The organism is Nonomuraea composti (assembly GCF_012034275.1).
Classification (GTDB): Bacteria; Actinomycetota; Actinomycetes; order Streptosporangiales; family Streptosporangiaceae; genus Nonomuraea; species Nonomuraea composti.
The window spans coordinates 86455-104920 of record NZ_JAATEP010000012.1; the positions used below are offsets into that span (position 1 = coordinate 86455).

21 protein-coding genes are annotated in these 18466 nt (G+C 71.7%); 11 read left to right on the forward strand and 10 right to left on the reverse strand.

Going from position 1 to position 18466, the window contains the following annotated elements:
- Positions 1 to 96: 96 nt before the first annotated feature.
- Entirely contained in the window at positions 97 to 537 is a 441-nt protein-coding gene (locus HCN51_RS18765) for a MarR family winged helix-turn-helix transcriptional regulator (RefSeq protein ID WP_230465711.1), read from the reverse strand.
- Between the two features lie 86 nt (positions 538 to 623).
- Here HCN51_RS18765 and HCN51_RS18770 point away from each other — a divergent pair, with 86 nt between their 5' ends.
- A complete protein-coding gene (locus tag HCN51_RS18770) occupies positions 624 to 1769 on the forward strand; it encodes an FAD-dependent oxidoreductase (protein WP_168010853.1) in 1146 nt (381 codons plus the stop codon).
- Here the strand turns inward: HCN51_RS18770 and dapA are convergent.
- Complete coding sequence (gene dapA / locus HCN51_RS18775) at positions 1731 to 2609, reverse strand: 4-hydroxy-tetrahydrodipicolinate synthase (protein WP_168010854.1); 879 nt, start codon at positions 2607 to 2609, stop codon at positions 1731 to 1733. The genes HCN51_RS18770 and dapA overlap by 39 nt on opposite strands.
- 71 nt (positions 2610 to 2680) lie before the next feature.
- Between dapA and HCN51_RS18780 the strand changes: the two genes are divergently transcribed.
- Entirely contained in the window at positions 2681 to 3550 is an 870-nt protein-coding gene (locus HCN51_RS18780; RefSeq protein WP_168010855.1) for a LysR family transcriptional regulator, read from the forward strand.
- A gap of 11 nt (positions 3551 to 3561) precedes the next feature.
- On the opposite strand, the gene HCN51_RS18785 is transcribed toward HCN51_RS18780, so the two are convergent.
- Positions 3562 to 4149: a TetR/AcrR family transcriptional regulator gene (locus HCN51_RS18785; protein WP_206067185.1), complete on the reverse strand. Its 588-nt coding sequence runs from the start codon at positions 4147 to 4149 to the stop codon at positions 3562 to 3564.
- An 83-nt stretch (positions 4150 to 4232) separates the two neighbouring features.
- Between HCN51_RS18785 and HCN51_RS18790 the strand changes: the two genes are divergently transcribed.
- Positions 4233 to 5189 (forward strand): quinone oxidoreductase family protein, encoded by a 957-nt coding sequence (locus tag HCN51_RS18790; protein ID WP_168010857.1) that lies wholly within the window; start codon positions 4233 to 4235, stop codon positions 5187 to 5189.
- Between the two features lie 64 nt (positions 5190 to 5253).
- On the opposite strand, the gene HCN51_RS18795 is transcribed toward HCN51_RS18790, so the two are convergent.
- Entirely contained in the window at positions 5254 to 5559 is a 306-nt protein-coding gene (locus HCN51_RS18795; protein ID WP_206067186.1) for a hypothetical protein, read from the reverse strand.
- Between the two features lie 66 nt (positions 5560 to 5625).
- Entirely contained in the window at positions 5626 to 6135 is a 510-nt protein-coding gene (locus HCN51_RS18800) for a flavoprotein (protein WP_168010858.1), read from the reverse strand.
- A gap of 202 nt (positions 6136 to 6337) precedes the next feature.
- On the opposite strand from HCN51_RS18800, the gene HCN51_RS18805 reads away from it, so the two are divergent.
- The 4 genes from HCN51_RS18805 (at position 6338) to HCN51_RS18820 (ending at position 8601) form a co-directional block, all read left to right on the forward strand.
- The gene (locus HCN51_RS18805) at positions 6338 to 6910 is read left to right on the forward strand and encodes a sigma-70 family RNA polymerase sigma factor (protein ID WP_168010859.1); all 573 of its coding nucleotides are present in this window, start codon (positions 6338 to 6340) and stop codon (positions 6908 to 6910) included.
- Entirely contained in the window at positions 6903 to 7220 is a 318-nt protein-coding gene (locus HCN51_RS18810; protein ID WP_168010860.1) for a hypothetical protein, read from the forward strand. The genes HCN51_RS18805 and HCN51_RS18810 overlap by 8 nt, the downstream gene beginning before the upstream one ends.
- A 100-nt stretch (positions 7221 to 7320) precedes the next feature.
- Positions 7321 to 7992: a hypothetical protein gene (locus HCN51_RS18815; RefSeq protein WP_168010861.1), complete on the forward strand. Its 672-nt coding sequence runs from the start codon at positions 7321 to 7323 to the stop codon at positions 7990 to 7992.
- A gap of 51 nt (positions 7993 to 8043) precedes the next feature.
- The gene (locus HCN51_RS18820; protein ID WP_080044249.1) at positions 8044 to 8601 is read left to right on the forward strand and encodes a thymidylate synthase family protein; all 558 of its coding nucleotides are present in this window, start codon (positions 8044 to 8046) and stop codon (positions 8599 to 8601) included.
- 7 nt (positions 8602 to 8608) lie between these two features.
- Here HCN51_RS18820 and HCN51_RS18825 read toward each other — a convergent pair whose 3' ends face one another.
- Positions 8609 to 10045: an MFS transporter gene (locus tag HCN51_RS18825; protein WP_168010862.1), complete on the reverse strand. Its 1437-nt coding sequence runs from the start codon at positions 10043 to 10045 to the stop codon at positions 8609 to 8611.
- 65 nt (positions 10046 to 10110) lie between these two features.
- Positions 10111 to 10839: a methyltransferase domain-containing protein gene (locus HCN51_RS18830; RefSeq protein WP_168010863.1), complete on the reverse strand. Its 729-nt coding sequence runs from the start codon at positions 10837 to 10839 to the stop codon at positions 10111 to 10113.
- A 127-nt stretch (positions 10840 to 10966) separates the two neighbouring features.
- Here HCN51_RS18830 and HCN51_RS18835 point away from each other — a divergent pair, with 127 nt between their 5' ends.
- The 3 genes from HCN51_RS18835 to HCN51_RS18845 all read left to right on the forward strand — a co-directional run bounded on the left by HCN51_RS18835 (position 10967) and on the right by HCN51_RS18845 (position 14177).
- Complete coding sequence (locus HCN51_RS18835; protein WP_168010864.1) at positions 10967 to 12337, forward strand: LCP family protein; 1371 nt, start codon at positions 10967 to 10969, stop codon at positions 12335 to 12337.
- Positions 12338 to 12734: 397 nt separating this feature from the next.
- Positions 12735 to 13664, forward strand: coding sequence for a nucleotide-binding protein (locus tag HCN51_RS18840; RefSeq protein WP_168010865.1), 930 nt, complete (start codon positions 12735 to 12737; stop codon positions 13662 to 13664).
- A gap of 126 nt (positions 13665 to 13790) precedes the next feature.
- Positions 13791 to 14177: an SCO5389 family protein gene (locus HCN51_RS18845; protein WP_168010866.1), complete on the forward strand. Its 387-nt coding sequence runs from the start codon at positions 13791 to 13793 to the stop codon at positions 14175 to 14177.
- Between the two features lie 47 nt (positions 14178 to 14224).
- On the opposite strand, the gene HCN51_RS18850 is transcribed toward HCN51_RS18845, so the two are convergent.
- The 3 genes from HCN51_RS18850 to HCN51_RS18860 are packed head-to-tail and all read right to left on the reverse strand — an operon-like array spanning position 14225 to position 16970.
- A complete protein-coding gene (locus HCN51_RS18850) occupies positions 14225 to 15202 on the reverse strand; it encodes an LLM class flavin-dependent oxidoreductase (RefSeq protein WP_168010867.1) in 978 nt (325 codons plus the stop codon).
- Between the two features lie 40 nt (positions 15203 to 15242).
- On the reverse strand, positions 15243 to 15914 hold the full coding sequence (rnhB, locus tag HCN51_RS18855; protein ID WP_168010868.1) for a ribonuclease HII: 672 nt from the start codon (positions 15912 to 15914) through the stop codon (positions 15243 to 15245).
- Between the two features lie 33 nt (positions 15915 to 15947).
- A complete protein-coding gene (locus HCN51_RS18860; RefSeq protein WP_168010869.1) occupies positions 15948 to 16970 on the reverse strand; it encodes a LysR family transcriptional regulator in 1023 nt (340 codons plus the stop codon).
- A gap of 79 nt (positions 16971 to 17049) precedes the next feature.
- Here HCN51_RS18860 and HCN51_RS18865 point away from each other — a divergent pair, with 79 nt between their 5' ends.
- Entirely contained in the window at positions 17050 to 18324 is a 1275-nt protein-coding gene (locus tag HCN51_RS18865; protein WP_206067188.1) for a pyridoxal phosphate-dependent aminotransferase, read from the forward strand.
- Positions 18325 to 18466: the final 142 nt, after the last annotated feature.

Consider the following 18466-nt stretch of genomic DNA (forward strand, 5'->3'; position numbering starts at 1 on the left):
TCATCGGCTCAACGCGGGTGCGCCTCGGGCGCGAGAATCACAGGGAACCCATATCGCGGAAGAAGCTAGTCCGTAATCGACCTTCCTGTCCACCCTTTATTCGTCGGTGAGCCCTCGCGTGGCTTCCCGCTGGGCGGCCGTGGCCCGGTTGAGCCAGTCGAGGATCAGCTCCAGCTCCTCGTCGGTGTAACGCTCGTACAGCTCGGACAGGGCGGCCACGAACGGCCCGAACAGCTCGGAGAACCCGGCCAGCCGCTCGTGGTTGATCTCGACGATGACCCGGCGCCGGTCCTTGCTGTCGCGGACGCGCCGGACGAGCCATTTGGCCTCCAGCCGGTCGATCAGCCCACTGACCGTGGCGGGCGCGAGGCCGGTGTGCCGGCCGATCTCCCCCGCCGTCAGGGGCCCGAGCCGTTGCAGCACGTCGAGCGTCTTCTCCTCGGTCACGCCGAGGCCCATCCGCTCGCTCATGGCGCTGTGGTACATCACGGCGGCGTTGCTGTGCGCGCGGCCCGCGATCGTGAGGTCGTCGAGCAATTTCTTTCGCTTCTCCGAAATATCTCTGGACATCGACACCCGCCTCATGCCTAATATTTCGTTCGGACGAACGAAAGGTTATCACCATGAAGGCTCTCGTCATAGGCTGCGGCATCAGCGGCCCCGTCACCGCGATGGCCCTGCGTGAGGCGGGCATCGACGCGGAGATCTTCGAGGCGTACGGGCAGGGTGCCGAGAACGTCGGCTCGTTCCTCAACGTGGCCTCCAACGGCCTGGCCGCCCTGCGCGCGCTCGGCGCGCACCAGCAGGTGCTGGCCACCGCCATCCCCACCCCGCGCATGGTCATGTGGAGCGGCTCCGGCAAGCGCCTGGGCGAGGTGGCCAACGGCCTGCGGCTCGACGACGGCACCGTGAGCCACACCGTCCTGCGCTCCGACCTGTACCGGACCGTGCGCGAGGAGGCCGAGCAGCGCGGCGTCCGCATCGCGCACGGCAAGCGCATGACCTCCTACGAGGACACCGGCTCCCACGTCACGGCCAGGTTCGAGGACGGCACGACGGCCACCGGCGACCTGCTCGTCGCCTGCGACGGCATCCACTCGCGCACCCGCGCGCTGCTCGACCCGCACGCCCCGCGCCCCCGCTACAGCGGCCTCTACAGCTTCGGCGGCATCGTCGAGGACGCCGGCCTGCCGGGCGAGCCAGGGGTCTACAACATGGTCTTCGGCAAGCGCGCGTTCTTCGGCTGGACGGTGGCGACCTCCGGCGCCACCTGGTGGTTCGCGAACCTGCCGCGCCGGCTCGGCGACGTCCCGGACGACTGGAAGCCGGTGCTGGTCAAGGCGTTCGAGGACGACGCGAACGGCTCCGCCGACCTCATCCGCCGCAGCGCGGTCGAGCCGGGCCTGCCGGTCCACGACCTGCCCCCGGTGCCCGTGTGGCACCGCGGCCGGGTGCTGCTGACGGGCGACGCCGCGCACGCCACCTCGCCCAGCTCCGGCCAGGGCGCCTCCCTCGCCATCGAGGACGCGGTCGTGCTGGCCCGCTGCCTGCGCGAGAGCGGCGGGCACGAGGAGGCGTTCCGGCGGTTCGAGGCCGAGCGGCGGCCCCGGGTGGAGCGGGTCGTGGCCTACTCCAGGACCATCAGCAACAGCAAGGCCGCGGGCCCGGTCGCCCGGGTGTTCCGCGACCTGATGATGCCGATCTTCCTGCGGAAGAGCGCGAGCCAGGAGTCACTCGCCTGGATGTACCGCTACCAGCCGAGCCTGTGACACCGCCTCGGGGCTCGCGGGCAGGAGCGGCAGCCGTACGTCGGGGGTGGGGATCAGGCCGCGGGCGTGCAGCACGCCCTTGAGCACGGTCGGGTTCGGCTCGGCGAACAGCGCCGCCGACAGGCGGGCCAGCCGGTGCCCGAGCGCCCGCGCCCGTACGACGTCGCCCGCCTGCCAGGCGCCGGCCAGCTCCACGAAGGCGGCGGCCTCCAGGTGCGCCGAGGCGAGGATGCCGCCCACGGCCCCCAGGGCGAGCATCGGGGAGATGAAGGCGTCGTCGCCGCACACCACCTCGAAGCCCTCGGGCAGCTCGGCCAGCAGCTCCACGGTCTCCTGGGTGACGCCGCCGGCCGCGTACTTGATGCCCGCGATCTTCGGGTGCGCGCCCAGCTCGCGCAGCGTGGCGGCACTGACCGCCTGCCCGGTGCGGTAGGGGATGTGGTAGATCACGAGCGGCACCGGCGACCGCTCGGCCAGCGCCTCGAAGTGCGCGACGACCCCGCGCTCGCCGGGCCGCAGGAAGTACGGGACCGTCACCAGCGCGGCGTGCACCCCCTCGGGCAGCTCCGCCAGCGCCCTGGCCGTCGAGCGGGTGTCGTTGCCCGTCACCCCCACGGTCAGCAGCGCCTGCCGCTCGGCGCAGACCCGCGCGCACACCTTGATCACGCGGGCCCGCTCGGCGGGGTCGAGCGCGGCCACCTCGCCGGTGGTGCCCAGCGCCACCAGGCCGGCGGCGCCCTGGTCCAGCACCTGCCGGGCGAGCTTCTCGATCGCGTCAACGGCCACCGCGCCCGACGCGTCGAACGGCGTGACCAGCGGTACGTGGATTCCTCTCAACATGCTTCGAGCTTGACCCAGGGGAACCCATTAGCACCAGCGCGGATTTCTACGTTCGAGCTTAAGCTCAACTTATGCTCGATCCACGCAAGCTCCACCTCCTCCGCGAGCTGGCCCGGCGCGGCACGATCGCCGCGGTCGCCGAGGCGGTCACGTTCACGCCGTCGGCCGTCTCCCAGCAGCTCAGCGCGCTGGAGCGGGAGGCCGGTGTGCCGCTGCTCGAACGCACCGGCCGCACGGTCACGCTGACGCCCGCGGGGCACCTGCTGGTCGAGCACGCGCAGGCCGTCCTGGAGCAGCTCGAACGCGCGTCGGCCGCGCTGGCCGCCGCCCGCGGCGGGCCGTCGGGGCCGCTGCGCATCGGCGCGTTCCCCACGGCGGCCCGCGTGCTGCTGCCGCCCGCCCTCGCCGGCCTGACCGGCGCGCACCCCGGGCTGGAGCCCATGGTGGCCGAGATCGACCCGGCGGACGTCTCGGCGGCGCTGCGCGCGGGCGAGCTGGACGTGGCGCTCGTGCACGAGTACGACTTCGTCCCGCCCGTCACCGACGCCTCGATCGAGACGGAGCCGCTGTTCAGCGAGCCCATGTACCTGACCGACCGGCCCTCGGTCGCCGCCGCCCGCACCGACGCGTGGATCACCGGCAAGCCCGGCACGCTCTGCCACACGATGGCGATCAGAGCCTGCCAGGCGGCCGGGTTCGAGCCGGTCGTGCGGCACCACGTCGACGACTTCGACACCGTGCTCGCGCTGGCCGCGGCCGGTCAGGGGGTGGCGTTCGTCCCGCACCTGGCGGCGACCGCGCCGCCGCCCGGCGTGCGGCTCACCCGCCTGCCGCTGAGCCGCCGCACACTGGCCGCGTTCAGGAAGGGGAACGGCGGCCACCCGGCGATCGTCGCCGCCGTGACGGCCTTCCGCTCAGCCGTCACGCACCTGCCCCTCTGAAACGCCGGCCGTCACGCACGTCCGCCCCTGAAGAGCCCTTTGACGAGGTCGGCGAAGCCGGCCGCCAGGCGCTCGTGCTCCCCGGCCCGCAGCTGGCTCGCGATCGGCTCCATGTGCAGGGTGCCGAGCAGCATGTGGGCGATCTCCTCGGCGTCCACGTCGGGCCGCCCCTCGGCGATCAGCCTGGACACGTGCCGGTGCCAGGACACGTAGATCGGGTTGTCCTCGCGCCGCTCGCCCTTCGCGGTGAGGACGGCGTGCTCGTGCGCCGCCATGAGGTTGCCGTTGCGCGCCCCCAGCTCGGCCACCCGCGCGAGGAACGCGACGAGCCGCGCCTCCGGCTCCGCGCCCGGCCCGAGCGGCGGCGGCCCCTCGGCGACGGCCTGCTCCAGCTCGCGGGCCCGCTCGGCCATGAGCTCGCGCATGAGCCCCGTACGGCTGCCGAAGCGGTGGAAGACCGTCCCCTTGCCGACGCCGGCCGCCGTGGCGACCCGCTCGACGGAGACCTGCTCGGGCGGGTGCCGCCGGAGCAGCTCCTCGGCCGCCCGCAGGATGGCCTGCCTGTTACGGGCGGCGTCGGCCCGCTCTCGACGTTCCATCCGGCAATTCTTTCCCATGGACAAAATTGACCAGCGGTCCATATAGTAAGTGGACCATCGGTCAAGTTGAGAGGCGTGATGTCATGCGCGCGATCGTCCTGACAGCCACCGGCGAGCCGGAGCAGCTCCAGCTCACCGACCTCCCCCGCCCCCGGCCCGAGGAGGGCCAGGTGCTCGTCCGCGCCCAGGCCATCGGCGTCAGCTTCGCCGAGACCCAGATCCGCGCGGGCGTCCTGCCGTTCCCGCTGCCCCTGCCCGCCGTGATCGGCGCGGAGGTGGCCGGCGAGGTCGTCGAGGTGGGCGCCGGCGTGGACGAGAAGCTGCTCGGCGCCACGCTGGTCGGCGTGACCGGCGGGCTCGGCGCCTACGCCGAGTACGTGGCGCTCCCCGCCGCCCTCACCTGCCCGGTGCCCGACGGCGTGACCCCCGAGCGGGCACTGGCCGCGGCGGCCCCCGGCGCGCTCGCGCTCGCCCTGCTGCACAAGGCGGCGCTCACCGGCGGGGAGACGGTCCTGGTCGAGGCCGGCACCAGCTCGGTCGGCGCCCACCTGGTACGCCACGCCAAGGAGTTCGGCGCCGGCCACGTGATCGCCACCGCCGGATCCCCCGCCAAGCGCGCCCGCGCCACCGAGCTGGGCGCCGACGCCGTCCTCGACCACGGCACCCCCGGCTGGCCCGACGGGCTGCCCGAGAACGTGGACGTGGTCTTCGAGTCGATCGGCGGCACGTCGGCCGGGCAGGTGCTCGCCCACCTCACCCCCGGCACCGGCCGGATGCTCTACTACGGCCTGCTCAGCGGCGAGCAGGCCGCCGTCACCGCCGCCGACCTCATGGCCCGCGGCGTGACCGTGACCGCGTGCAGCGGCCCCGCCTGGGCCGGGCAGGTCTTCGCCACGCACTACCCCGAGATGCTGGCCCGGCTCGCGTCCGGGCGCGGCGAGGCGGACATCGCCCGCACGCTTCCCCTGGAGCGGGCCGCCGAGGCCCACCACCTCCTGGAGAGCCGCGCCGTGACCGGCCGCGTCCTCCTCGTCCCCTAGGGTTCGAGAACGGCGTCCAGCACGGCCTGCGAGCTGCCCAGCTCCCGGTCGTACTCCCCGGCCGTCACCGCCACCACCAGCCTCTTCTCAGGCACGACGACGAGCCGCTGCCCCCCGGCTCCGGCACCAGCCCCTCGGCCAGCGCGATCCCGTACACGACGCCCACCACGCTCTTCGACACGGACCTGAGGTCGTGCAAGGTGTCGCGGCCGAACTCCACGTGCCCGAGCGGCACGTTCAGCGCGTGATCGGGCCCGGCGCCGTACCGTTCGAGCACGATCTCGCCGTCACGCAGCACCACCAGCCCGTGCAGGTGCGGCGCCCCGCCCGCGCGCAGGACCGCGTCCACCCGCGCCGTCATCCCCACCATGAACCTCGCTCCATATCGCACCTCTCCCGGCATGGCCCCTCGCACGGTGTCAGGGGCGAGCGCGTCTCACCGCCGCCCGGGCGGCCGGACGCCCAGTTCCTCCAGCGCCCGCCGCCAGGGGTCGTCGCCCGGGTCGAGCACGATCCGCACCCCGTCCGCGCGCAGGTCGTCGAGGCTGCGGCGGTAGGGCGTGCGGGCGGCCAGCGCGTCGTTCACGAACGGCAGCACGACCACCGGGATGCCCAGCCCCGGCGCCTCCGCCAGCACGCCCAGCGCGTAGGTGTCGGTGATGCCCTGGGCGAACTTGTTGATCGTGTTGAACGTCGCCGGCGCCACGATCATGGCGTCCGCCCTGGGCGGTTTCGGCTCGTGCGGCTTGCGGTAGCGGCTGCGTACCGGGCGGCCCGTCCGCCGCTCCAGCTCGGCCTCGGCGATGAAGGCCAGCGCGGACGGCGTGGCCACGACCTGCACGATCCAGCCCGCGTCCTGGGCGAGGGTGACGAGCTCGCCCACTCCGGACGCCGATTCGGCGGCACTGACGATGACGTAGAGGACGTCGCCGGCTGCTTCGGTCACGCGATGCGCTCCTCAGGGGAAGGTGGTTCACTCACGTCCAGGATTCCCCACCCGAATCCTCCGTGACGGGCGGCGCCTCTCATAAGCGAAGAACCCGAGAACTGGGAGGTTGTCGTGTCCGTTGGCATCATCGCCGCCGTCGTCGTCGCGGCCGTGCTCGTCTGCGCGTGCGTCGTGACCCTGCGCAGGAGGAGGCGCTCCCGTGGCTGAGGCCACCTGGCCGGGCGAGCGGCTGATCGTCGCGGCGCAGCGCGGGGACGTCGAGTCGATCTCCGCGCTGGTGTCCGGCTCGCACCCGCACGTGCGGCGCTTCGCCCGTACGTTGTGCGCCACGCCCGAGGACGCCGAGGACGCCGCGCAGGAGGCGCTGATCATCCTCTACCGGAAGATCGGCACGTTGCGGGCGACCGGCGCGCTGGCGTCGTGGATGTTCCGCATCGTGCGCAACGAGTGCCTGCGCCGCGCCCGCCTGACCCTCCGGCACCCGCCGCCCGCCGTGCCATCGGCCTACGAGGCCGAGCGGCCGGCCGCGTCGTCGGCCGAGGAGGAGGTCCTGCGGCGGCTGGAGGCAGACAGGGTGGCGGCGGCCATCGCCGCCCTGCCCGCCGACCAGCGCAACGTCCTGATCATGCGCGACATCCAGGGGCTGAGCGGCCGGATGGTGGCCGGGGCGCTGGGCCTGAGCGTCGCGGCGATGAAGTCGCGACTGCACCGCGCCCGCGCGGCGGTGCAGCGCACGCTGGAGAGCACGTCCTGGGGAGGCGACGATGACTGACGAACGCAACCACAGCGGCAAGGCGAGGGGCGGCGGCGAGGCGGCGGCTGAGGGGAGCTTCGCGAGTGCGTCGCTGGCGCGGCACCTGGTGCGGGGCGCGGCCGGGTTCGGGGCGTTGATCGGCTCGGTCGCGCTGATCCCGGTGCTCGGCCTGGTGAGCCTGGTGCTGGCCCCGCTCGGCCTGCTCGTCCTGCGCGGCTGCCCGATGTGCTGGTTGATCGGGCTGGCGCAGACCGTCTCGATGGGCCGGCTCCAACGGCAGTGCGTGGACGGCCGGTGCGAGCTCGTCCGGGCGCCCGAATCCCCCTGACTCCCCCGAGTCGAGATTTGTTGGAACAATTGGTAGGAATCTCAGCCCCATTCCCGAAAAATGCGCTCATACTGGAGTTACAGCAACCAGGAGCGCGCTCATGCGGAAGATCCCCCATCGCATGGCCCAGGAGGACGGCCTCGCACCGAACCACTTCCTCCAGCTTGCCGCGGTGGACTTCAACGGTGTCTACGCGGTTCACTTGGCCGCCAAGGAGGAGCGGCTGAAGATGACCAGGCTCGCGCTGAGCCTGCTGTCGGGGCCGTTCTTCGCCGCCATCGCGCTGGCCAGCGCCAAGGCGGTCGACCCGCAGAGCCTCACCAGGTGGCAGGACGTCCCGTGGTACCTGTTCGCCCTGGTGATCGCGTTCGGCGTGCTGAGCGTGCTGCCGTTCCTGCGCCTCATCGAGGCCGTCAACGCGCACGCTCGCACCGCCCGCGCGATCAACAACTTCCGGCTGCTGTACTCCACGAAACTGGGGGACGAGCTCGACTGGACACCGAACCTGCCGGTCGACCCGCGTTTCCCGGAAACCTACGCACCGCTCGCCTGGCCGGGCATCAACGTCATGGTGCTCGCCACGGTGAACTCGACCTACCTCACCGTCGGCGTCACCGGACTGAGCGGCCAGGAGCCGAACCTGCTCCTGCTCATGACCGGCATCCTGCTCGTCGCGCTGGTGCACTACGGCGTCTACTACGTCCGCTGCAACGTCAGCAGACGGCGCCGGCTTCCTCGCAACCCGTACCGAATCACGAATATGGAGGGATAAATGCCCGGCCCAGCAGAATGGGCGTCATGTGGGGAGGCGTGGATCAGGTTGATGCGCCACGTATGGTCGGCGGGCACGCTCGCCGACGACGATCGGGGCCCCGTCATCGAGGCGCCGTCCGTGCTGTTCGAGATCGCGAGGGTCAGCGGGGACGATCCGATCATCACCCGGTACGGCGACGCCGACCGGCTGGCGCTCTACCGCAGGAAGTTCAGCGAGCAGACGGTGGTGCCGCCGTTCAAGTACAGCTATGGGGCGAGGATGAGCGGCCAGCTCGGATGGGCGGCCGACCTGCTGCGGATCAAGCCGTACAGCAAGAGCGCGTGGATCTCGCTGACCGCGCCCGGCGAGGCCTACGACTCGGTGCCGTGCCTGGTCGGGCTGGCGTTCCGGATCAGGGAGGGCGCGCTCGTCATGACCGCGACCTTCCGCTCCCAGAACGCCTACACCAGCTACCTCAACTACCTGCCGCTCGCTGACCTGCACGCCTCGATGGCCGCCAAGCTAGAGGTGGGGCGGGGGCCGATGCGGGTGTTCGTGGACGTCCCGCACCTGTACCTGTCCGACAGCCCGAGGGTGTTCCCCGTCATGTGGCGCGCCCTTTCCTGAACGCCGGTCAGGTGGTGGCGGGCGCCGTCGAGAGCGGTGCCGCGATGTCCTCCAGGCCCTTGCGTTCGGCCTTGACCCCGAGGAACACCTCGACCAGGCCGGCGGCGATCATGATGATGCCGCCGATGGAGAACGCGAGGGCCGTGTCACCCGGCACCCCGCTCTCCACCAGCGAGGAGAACACCAGCGGCCCCGCGATGCCGCCCGCCGCCGTCCCGACCGCGAAGAAGAACGCGATGGCCATCGCCCTGGTCTCCATCGGGAAGATCTCGCTGACGGTCAGGTACGCCGAGCTCGCCCCGGCCGACGCCACGAACAGCACCACCGACCAGCACGCCGTGAGCGTCACCGCCGTGAGCAGGCCCTCGTTGAACAGCCAGGCGGTGCCCAGCAGGAGCACCCCCGACCCGATGTACGTGGCCGAGATCATCGGCACCCGGCCGACCGTGTCGAAGAGGTGGCCGAGCAGCAGCGGGCCGAGGAAGTTCCCGACCGCGATGACCGCGAAGTAGTAGCCCGTGTGCGTGTCGATCTTGAAGAACGTGGACAGGATCTGCGCGTACCCGAAGGTGATCGCGTTGTAGAGGAACGCCTGCCCGATGAACAGCGACAACCCCAGCACCGTCCGCTTGGGATAGAGCGCCACCATCGTGTGCGCGATCCGCACGAACCCGATCGACTTGCGCTGGTGAATGGTGATCGACTGCTCCGGCTCCCGCAGGTCGTGCTTGCCGATCTGCTCCTCGATGTCGTCCACGAGCCGTTCCGCCTCACGGTCCTTGCCGTGGATGAACAGCCAGCGCGGGCTCTCCGGGACGTGCCGCCGTACGAGGAGGATGGCCAGGCCCAGCACCACGCCCAGCCCGAACGCGACCCGCCAGCCGATGTTGACCGGCAGGTCGTTCAGCAGCGGCACGGTCAGCAGCGCGCCGCCGGCCGCGCCGAGCCAGTAGCTGCCGTTGATGATGATGTCGATGCGCCCGCGGTGCCGGCTCGGGATGAGCTCGTCGATCGCGGAGTTGATGGCCGCGTACTCGCCGCCGATGCCGAACCCCGTCATGAACCTGAACAGGAAGAACCACCACGCGCTGAACGAGAACGCGGTCAGCAGCGTCGCCACCAGGTACACGACCAGCGTGATGATGAACAGCTTCTTCCTACCGAACCGGTCGGTCAGCCAGCCGAAGAACAGCGCCCCGGTGCAGGCGCCCGCCACGTAGAGCGCGGCGGCCACGCCCGCGACCTGCGCCTGGGTGATGTCCAGGCCGCTACCCGGCTTGGCGAGCTGCGCCGACAGGTTTCCGACGATGGTGACCTCGAGCCCGTCGAGGATCCAGACGGTGCCCAGGCCGATGACGATCATCCAGTGCCAGCGGGACCACGGAAGCCGGTCCAGCCGCGCGGGCACCTTGGTGGTGACGGTGCCGGTTTCCACGTCGCTCATAGGCTCCTTCGGATACCCGGCGAGCGCGGGGTAAACGCTTTCTACCCGCGCTTTCCAGCCGTGCTTCAGCCGGCGGGCTTCCTGGCCTCCACGATGCCGGTGCTGAACCACGGGCCGCCGTACCAGAACCGCCAGCCCGCGTCCCGCCGCCGCACGTCCACCACGCCGAGCCCGCGCAGCGTCTCCTCGTAGTCGGGGGTGTGCTGGAAGTCGGCGACCAGCATCAGCCCGCCGGGCCGCAGCACCCGGTACGCCTCCCGCACCGCCTGCTCGCGCCCCTCAGCCTCGGGGATGTTGTGGATGGCCTGGCTGGAGACCACCACGTCGAACGCGTCGTCGCCGAACGGCAGGTCACGCATGTCGCCCGTGACCAGCTCCACCCGCTTGGCGACCCCTTCGGCCTCGGCGTTCGCCCTGGCCACCTGCTCGGTGTTGCCCGACTGGTCCTTGGCACGCCAGATGTCGACGCCGGTGGCGCTGCCGTGCTCCAGCCGCTCGGCCGCCAGCATCAGCACCGCGCCCCTGCCGCAGCCCAGGTCGAGCAGCCGCTCGTCCCCGCGTAACCGCCGCAGCTCCGCGTCCCAGACCACGAACTTGCCGCGCCGCGTCGTGTAGAGGTAGCTCGCCGCGCTGGCCAGCGTGTAGAGCGCCCCGGCCAGGAACGCGATGCCGGCGGCGAGGATGTCGAGCGCGAACGAGACGACCGCCAGCGCCGCCAGCGCGAGAGCGCCGAGGACCAGCCCGGCCAGCGCCCAGGGCGCGTCGAACCCGTAGCTTCCGTGTCGCTTGCTCACATTCACGTTATATCTCAATGTGGTCTTGACGGGTATTTGACCGAAGCATTCCCTTACGCACCACCTGTAACGCACTGGGCCTGACTACGGTGACTTGGATGGGCACACACTGGGGGTTTGACCAGGCATGACGGGAGCAGAACGGCGATTCGGCCTGGGCGCCGGCATCGCGCTCACACTCGCCTCAGCCCTGCTGTGGGGCGTCGCGCACCTCGCCACCGAGCGGCGCAGGACAGGCCTCGCGCTGATGGCCGCCTACGTGACGATGCTGGCCGCCGTCCTGACCGTCTTCACCGCCTTCAGCGCCCGCCTGCTGTCGCTCGCCGTCCAGCCGCGCTGGCTCATCTGGCTCACCGTCGCGCTCGTCGTGATCGCGCTGGCGTGGACCGGAGTCATCATCTGGTCGTTCCTCCTCGTCCGGCCCGCCCGCTCCGACAAGGTCGGCCGCTTCCTGACCACCACCCTGGCCATCGCGCTCTGCGCGCTCGTCCTCGCGCCCACCGCGTACGCGACGCGGCTGGCGTACCTGTCGCGCGACGTCGTCAACACCCTCTTCTCCCCCAGCAACACCGCCACCCCCGTCATGGCCCAGGACCCGTGGAACGGCGCCGAGCGGGTCAACTTCCTGCTCCTCGGCGGCGACGCAGCGCCCAGCCGGCCCGGCGTACGCACCGACAGCATGACCGTGGCCAGCGTGGATGTGGAGACCGGCGACACCGTCCTGTTCGGCCTGCCGCGCAACCTGCAACGCGTCCAGCTCCCCGCCGGCCCCGCCAGGGACCGCTTCCCGTACGGCTTCACCGGCGCGGGCCCCGACACCCCCGGCCTGCTCAACGAGGTCTTCCAGTACGCCGAGAACCACCCCGACATGGTGCCCGGCGCCCCCAAGGGCCAGCGCGGCCCCACCCTCCTCAAGCAGACCGTCTCCGACATCCTCGGCCTCCCCGTCGACCACTACGCCATGGTCGACATGAAGGGCTTCGCCGAGATCATCGACGCCATGGGCGGCGTCCAGGTCACCATCAAGGAGCCCATCGTGTACGGCCGGCACCGCGAGGGCCTCCTCCCCGCCGGCACCCGCAAGCTCTCCGGCGCCGAAGCCCTCTGGTACGGCCGCTCCCGCACCGACAGCGACGACTACGTCCGCATGGGCCGCCAGAAGTGCCTGCTCAACGCCGTCGCCAAGCAGGCCGACCCGGTGACCGTGCTCAACAGCTTCGAACGCCTCGCCGCCGCCACCAAGCGCGCCATCTCCACCGACCTGCCCCAGGACCTGCTGCCCGCCGTCGTGGACCTGTCGCAGAAGGTCAAGAACGCCAAGATCCGCAGCCTCAACTTCGTCCCGCCCCTCATCAACACCGCCGACCCGGACTGGTACCTGATCCGCCGCAAGGTCTCGGACGCCCTGGAGGAGCACGCCTCCACCCGCTCCGCCCCCGCCCACACCCCGTCCCCCACCCCCGACACCCCCATCAACCTCGACGCCACCTGCACGTAACCCCGCCCCCCAGCGCCACGCCCAACCACCCTCCTCACGCCCTGTCCTGTGAGCCGATCCGGTCCAAGCTGGAACGCTGGAGGACCGCACCCCGTCCTCTCACCCCCGCCCACACAGCACCCCCGCTCACACAGCACGGCGGCACAGCACGGCGGGCACAGCACGGCGGGCACAGCACAGCGGGCACAGCACGGCGGCGCATTCGCCCCTGACCCTGTTGCCTGAGCGAGGTGCGTAGCGCGTTTGCCGCATATCCCGTCAAAAGCCTCAGCCGGAGTGCGGCGGGACGGCTCGAAGTTCGGCGGGGAAGGGGAAACGGCCTCGATCCGAGGATGCCTGTGGCATGATGGTGCACGTCCGGAACGGAAACGATTTTCATCCTCACCTGGAGCAGACCGTGAGAGTGGCGTTCGTCGGAAAGGGCGGCAGCGGCAAGACGACGATGTCGGCCCTGTTCGCCAGGCACGTGGCAGCCCAAGGCGCCCCCGTGGTGGCCATGGACGCCGACATCAACCAGCACCTGGCTCTCGTGCTCGGCCTCGACGAGCAGCCGGAGCCCCTGGGCGCCCACCTCACGGAGATCAAAGACCGCCTGCGCGGCACGAACCCGCGCATCGCCTCGGCCGAGACGATGGTGAAGACCACCCCGCCCGGCCGCGGCTCCACGCTCCTGAGCTTCGAGGACCTGGCCACCGACCCTTACGGCCTGACCACCCCCGACGGCCTGCGCCTGCTGGCGACGGGCCCGTTCAGCGAGGACGACCTGGGCGTGGCCTGCTACCACTCGAAGGTGGGCGCGGTCGAGCTGCTGCTCAACCACCTGGTCGACGGCCCCGGCGAGTACGTCGTGGTGGACATGACGGCCGGCGCCGACTCGTTCGCCTCGGGCCTGTTCACCCGCTTCGACCTGACGTTCCTGGTGGCGGAGCCCACCCGGCAGGGCGTCGGCGTCTACCGGCAGTACCGCGAGTACGCCGCCAAGTACGACGTGGCGCTCGCCGTGGTCGGCAACAAGGTGCACGGCCCGTCCGACGTCGACTTCCTGCGCGAGCACGTCGGCGACGACCTGCTGACCTGGATGGAGCACTCGGCGGCCGTCCGCGCGATGGAGCAGGGCCGCCACTTCACGCTCGACGACCTGGAGCCGGCCAACTCCGACGCGCTGGCGTTGCTCCGCAAGACCCTCGACGAGCAGGAGAAGGACTGGGCCCGCTTCGGCCGCCAGACGGTGGAGTTCCACCTGCGCAACGCCCGCGCGTGGGCCAACGAGCGCACCGGCGCCGACCTCGCCGACCAGGTGGACCCCGACTTCGTCTACGGCCCCTGACACACCTCCGTTCACGGCCCCTGAAACCGCACCCGACAGCGCACACGACTGTGCCCGCGAGGTCTCTGGAGCGCACACCTCCGGCGATCTAGCGTCAATGTGAACCCCCCTTCGAGAGGAGACAGCATGTCGCTGACCGTTCCGAACGATCTGCTCGACCAGGCCAGAGCCGGTGAGGTGGACGACGCGGCGTTCCTCGCCTGCGTCCGCGACTCTCTGCCCTACGCGTGGTCGCTGATCGAAGAGCTGGTCAAGCAGCGTGAGCACAGCGGGGCCGAGTTCGCCGACAACCAGGTGCCGCCGCCGTCGGAGGAGGCTCGCGGCCAGCTCCTGCGCTGCCTGGCGAGTGACTCGATGCGCGGCGCTCTGGAGCGTCACTACGGCGTGCGCCTGGCCTTCCAGAACTGCCACCGGGTCGCCGTCTTCGACCCGACGGCGACGCAGGCCCTGGCCGATTTCGTCACCCCGCGCGCACAGATCCTCAACCAGAAGCCGGAGCTCGTCGACTGCTGAGCCCCGCCCGGTGGGCCGGTCACCCGCCCGGCCCACCCCGGCCCCTTTCAGGGCCGCAGCAGGGGCAGCACCTCGGCTCCGAGCCTCCTGATGTTCGCAAGCGTCCGCTCGTGCTCCCCCATCCCCTCCACGAGCAGGATGAAGTGCTCGATCCCGGTGCGCTCGGCGGTCCGCAGCAGCGTCCCGGCGCAGTGCGCGGCCGAGCCGACCGGATGGATGCGGGTCAGCAGGTCCACGTACGCGCCGGCGTCCCGCACGGTACGCGGCCGCCCGTCCACCGGCACGTAGCCGGCCAGCCCGGGCCCCAGCCAGGCCGGCATCCGCGCCCGCAGCTCCCGCACCGCCTCGGCGGTCGAGTCGGCCACGTGGGCGATGCCCGCCGCGATGTGCCCCCCGTGCGTGCCCGCCGTCCCGTACCGCTTGACCAGGGCGGCCTTGTCCTCGTCCCCGATGTGCATCCCGAGCAGCATGGGCAGCCCGCGGGCGGCGGCCAGCGCCACGGTGGCCTCGGAGGTGCAGGCGACGACGGGCCGCAGCCGCGCGCCCGGCACCACCGTCACCTCCCTGAACCGGAAGAACTCCCCGTCGGCCGCCACGGGCCCGCCGGACAGCGCGGCGAGCAGCAGGTCGAGCGATTCGGCGAAGCCGCGCTCGTACCGTTCGAGCCCGGTCCCGAACACCTCCAGGTCCACCCAGGGCCCGCCCCTGCCCACGCCGAGCGTGAACCGCCCGCCGGACAGGTGGTGCAGCATGGCGGCCTGCTCGGCGAGCGCCACGGGATGCTGGGTGGACAGGACGCTGACGGCGGTGCCGAGCGCGATGCGCGTGGTCCTGCCGATCGCGAGCGCGGCCAGCGTCACGGGCGACGGGCATACCCCGTACGGCATGAAGTGGTGCTCGGCGATCCACGCGTCGTCGAATCCGGCCTCCTCGGCCGCGACGATCCACTCGACGGCGTCGGCGAGCACGCGCCCGGGCTCCTGCCCGGGGAACAGTCCGGCGACGACAAAGATCCCGATCCGCACTCCCCGAGTGTCGGCCGATCGGGGCAGGCGCAAACCCGCGTCACGCGAAGAGGGTCTCCTGCCCTTCGCCCGCCAGAGGATCGCGATGATGCTTGAGATGCCGCCATTGGGGCAGCTCGTCAAGGTATGACCAAGAAAGCCGATGGTGCGGAGTCGGCCCCAGCCGGGCGAGGGCCTCCTGGTGCGCGGGTGACGGGTAGCCGGCGTTCTCGGCGAAGCCGTACTCCGCGCAGCCGATCGTGGCCATGTACGCATCGCGCCGCACCTTGGCCAGCACGGAGGCGGCGGCCACCGAGATGCTCGCCGCGTCGCCCTTGACCTCCAGCCGCACCGGCCACGGCGCGCCGATGTAGTCGTGCTTGCCGTCGAGGATCACCGCGTCGGGGCGGACGGGCAGGGCCTCCAGTGCCCTGCGCGCGGCCCTGCGCAGCGCCTCGGTCATGCCGAGCGTGTCGATCTCGTGGTGGGTGGACTCGCCATAGCCGATGCCGATCGCCCAGCCGGCCAGCTCCAGTGCGAGCGGCCCGCGCTTGGCCTCGGAGATCTGCTTGGAGTCGGTCAGCCCGGCGGGCGGCTCGCTGAGGTCGGTGACGACCGCGCACACGGTGACGGGCCCCGCCCAGGCGCCGCGCCCCACCTCGTCCACGCCCGCGACCGTGCGGATGCTGGGCTGGGAGAGCAGGAGCTGCTCGATGTCGTACGTGGGCGCCATAGCCGCAGACGTTATCGCGAAAGGGCCTGGAGCTCATTCGCCGAAGGAGCGGCCCACGTCGTCGCCGGTGAAGCGCACCGGCCCGGCCTGCGGCTCGTCCCCGGCGGGCTCGTGGTCGCGGCCGCGTTCGGCGGGCCGCACGGGGTCGAGGTCGGCCGCGAGGTAGCGGGCGGCCACGTGGATGGCCCGCAACGTCACCGACACGGACGGCCGGTGCACGCTGGAGCCGCGCGCGACGGCGTGCACGTCCCGCCCGACGGGGTTGCCGGGGAACTGGCGCACGGCCAGCCCGCGTACCCCGGCGGCGAGGGCGAGCGCGGGCACGGCGGCGATGCCGATGCCCTTGGCGACCAGCGACAGGATGGTGCCCAGCCCTTCGAACTCCCACGGCGTGGGCCGGGTGCCGCCGACGTCGACGAGCAGGCGGTCGACCGCCAGCCGGGAGGGCTCGCCGTCGGGTGTGGCCATCCACGGCTCGTCGCGCAGCTCGCGCAGGTCGAGCGGCACGTCGGGGTCGGCGAGGCGGTGCTTGCGCGGCACGACGAGCACGAGGGGGTCGCGCAGGAGGGGGAAGACCCGCAGGTTCTCGCTGTCGCGGACGCCGCCGTACCAGTCGTCGACGAGCGCGATGTCCACTTCGCCGGACTGCACCTCGCGCATGCCGCGCCCGGACCTGCTCTGGCCGAGCCGGAGCGTCAGCTCGGTGTGGCGGCGCAGCGACCGGGCGAGGGCGGGCGCGAACGCGACCGCGGCCGTGGGGAAGGCGGTGACGACGACGCGCCCGGCAGGTTTGCCGGCGTGCGCGGACAGGTCGGACTCGGCCTCCTCGACCATGGACAGGATGCGCTCGGCGTGCTGGACGAGCCGGCGGCCGGCGTCGGTCAGCTCGGCGCTGCGTGCCGTGCGGTCGATGAGCGCCGTGCCGGTCTCGCGTTCGAGCGCGGCGAGTTGCTGGGAGACGGCCGAAGGACTGTAACCCAGCGACTCGGCGGTCGCCACGATGCTGCCCTTCCGAGCGAACTCGCAGATCAGGACCAAACGCCGCAATTCGAGCATCAGACTTCCTTATGCCTACCCACAAAAAGCCTCGCTTGTGCTGATGCCTTCATCCAACCACCCTGGGAACGTGACAAACATGACCGTAACCTTGTCCGCCACTCTGGCGGCGAATGAGGACATCGAACGAAGACGACGCGCCGGGGAACGCGTGCTGCACCTGGCCTTCGGCGAGGCCGGTCTGCCCGTCCACCCGGCGCTGCGCGACAAGCTGGCCGCCGCCTCCGAGCGCAACGGCTACGGGCCGGTCGCGGGGGCGTCCGGGCTCCGGGCCGCGGCGGCGGGCTACTGGACACGACGGGGGCTCGTCACCGACCCCGAGCTGGTCGTCAGCGGACCGGGCAGCAAGTCGCTGCTGTACGGCCTGCTCCTGGCGATCGGCGGCGACATCGTCATGCCCATGCCCAGCTGGGTCAGCTACGCCGCGCAGGCCGATCTCGTGGGCTCGCGCCCCATCCTGGTGCCCGCACCACCAGGAGAGGGCGGAGTGCCGGACCCGGAGCTGGTAGTCAGGGAGGTGCACCGCGCCAGGGCCCAGGGCCGCACCGTCAGCTCCGTCCTGGTGACGCTGCCCGACAACCCGACGGGGCGGCTGGCCCCGCCGGTGACCGTGGCCCGCCTCGCCGAGGTGGCCCGCGAGCTCAACCTGACGATCATCTCCGACGAGATCTACCGCGACCTCGTGCACGACCCCTCCCTGCCCTACACCTCGCCGGCCGAGCTGGCGCCCGAGCGCACGATCATCACCACCGGGCTGAGCAAAAGCCTCGCGCTGGGCGGCTGGCGGATCGGCGTGGCCAGGCTGCCGGAGAACGCGCACCTGCTGCGCCGCCGCCTGCTGGCCGTGGCCAGCGAGATCTGGTCGGCGCCCGCGGCTCCCGTGCAGGAGGCCGCCGCCTACGCCTTCGGCGACCCGCCGGAGCTGACCGAGCGCATCACCCGTAGCCGCAAGCTGCACGGCGTGGTCGCGCGGGCGGTCTACGAGAGGTTCGTCGCGGCCGGGGCGGACGTCCCCGCGCCCCAGGGCGGCTTCTACCTCTATCCCGACCTCGGGCACCTGCGGCTCGGCGGCTCGGCCGAGGTCACCAAGCTCCTGCTGGAGGAGCACGGCATCGGCGTCCTGCCGGGGCACGCCTTCGGCGACGACCCCTCGGCCGCCCGGGTGCGGGTCGCGGTGAGCCTGCTCTACGGCGACACCGCCGAGGAGCGCCTGGCCGCCCTGAACAGCCCCGATCCGCTCCGGCTCCCGTGGATCGCCGACAATCTCGACTTCCTCTCGGCGGGTCTGCGTGAGCTGTCGCCGAGCCGCCACGCCGTGCCGCCGAAGCCGCGTGCCGCCCTCTGCGGCGGCTAGGGTCACGGTTAGGCGAATCTTTCCCCAAGAGCGGGTTTACCGTCCCCCAAAAGGGGCCTCTGACCTGCGAAAACTCCGCAGCGGCAAAACCTCGCGAAAGTTGGGTCGCACGGCCTGGTTACACGTACGTCAGGCAACCCCC

What these genes read in the sequence shown, in the direction of transcription:
- HCN51_RS18770 (WP_168010853.1), top strand. Translation starts at nt 624, where the DNA reads ATGAAGGCTCTCGTCATAGGCTGCGGCATCAGCGGCCCCGTCACCGCG.
- dapA (WP_168010854.1), bottom strand. Translation starts at nt 2,609, where the DNA reads ATGTTGAGAGGAATCCACGTACCGCTGGTCACGCCGTTCGACGCGTCG.
- HCN51_RS18780 (WP_168010855.1), top strand. Translation starts at nt 2,681, where the DNA reads ATGCTCGATCCACGCAAGCTCCACCTCCTCCGCGAGCTGGCCCGGCGC.
- HCN51_RS18785 (WP_206067185.1), bottom strand. Translation starts at nt 4,149, where the DNA reads ATGGAACGTCGAGAGCGGGCCGACGCCGCCCGTAACAGGCAGGCCATC.
- HCN51_RS18790 (WP_168010857.1), top strand. Translation starts at nt 4,233, where the DNA reads ATGCGCGCGATCGTCCTGACAGCCACCGGCGAGCCGGAGCAGCTCCAG.
- HCN51_RS18795 (WP_206067186.1), bottom strand. Translation starts at nt 5,559, where the DNA reads ATGGTGGGGATGACGGCGCGGGTGGACGCGGTCCTGCGCGCGGGCGGG.
- HCN51_RS18810 (WP_168010860.1), top strand. Translation starts at nt 6,903, where the DNA reads ATGACTGACGAACGCAACCACAGCGGCAAGGCGAGGGGCGGCGGCGAG.
- HCN51_RS18815 (WP_168010861.1), top strand. Translation starts at nt 7,321, where the DNA reads ATGCGGAAGATCCCCCATCGCATGGCCCAGGAGGACGGCCTCGCACCG.
- HCN51_RS18820 (WP_080044249.1), top strand. Translation starts at nt 8,044, where the DNA reads ATGCGCCACGTATGGTCGGCGGGCACGCTCGCCGACGACGATCGGGGC.
- HCN51_RS18825 (WP_168010862.1), bottom strand. Translation starts at nt 10,045, where the DNA reads ATGAGCGACGTGGAAACCGGCACCGTCACCACCAAGGTGCCCGCGCGG.
- HCN51_RS18835 (WP_168010864.1), top strand. Translation starts at nt 10,967, where the DNA reads ATGACGGGAGCAGAACGGCGATTCGGCCTGGGCGCCGGCATCGCGCTC.
- HCN51_RS18845 (WP_168010866.1), top strand. Translation starts at nt 13,791, where the DNA reads ATGTCGCTGACCGTTCCGAACGATCTGCTCGACCAGGCCAGAGCCGGT.
- rnhB (WP_168010868.1), bottom strand. Translation starts at nt 15,914, where the DNA reads ATGGCGCCCACGTACGACATCGAGCAGCTCCTGCTCTCCCAGCCCAGC.
- HCN51_RS18860 (WP_168010869.1), bottom strand. Translation starts at nt 16,970, where the DNA reads ATGCTCGAATTGCGGCGTTTGGTCCTGATCTGCGAGTTCGCTCGGAAG.
- HCN51_RS18865 (WP_206067188.1), top strand. Translation starts at nt 17,050, where the DNA reads ATGACCGTAACCTTGTCCGCCACTCTGGCGGCGAATGAGGACATCGAA.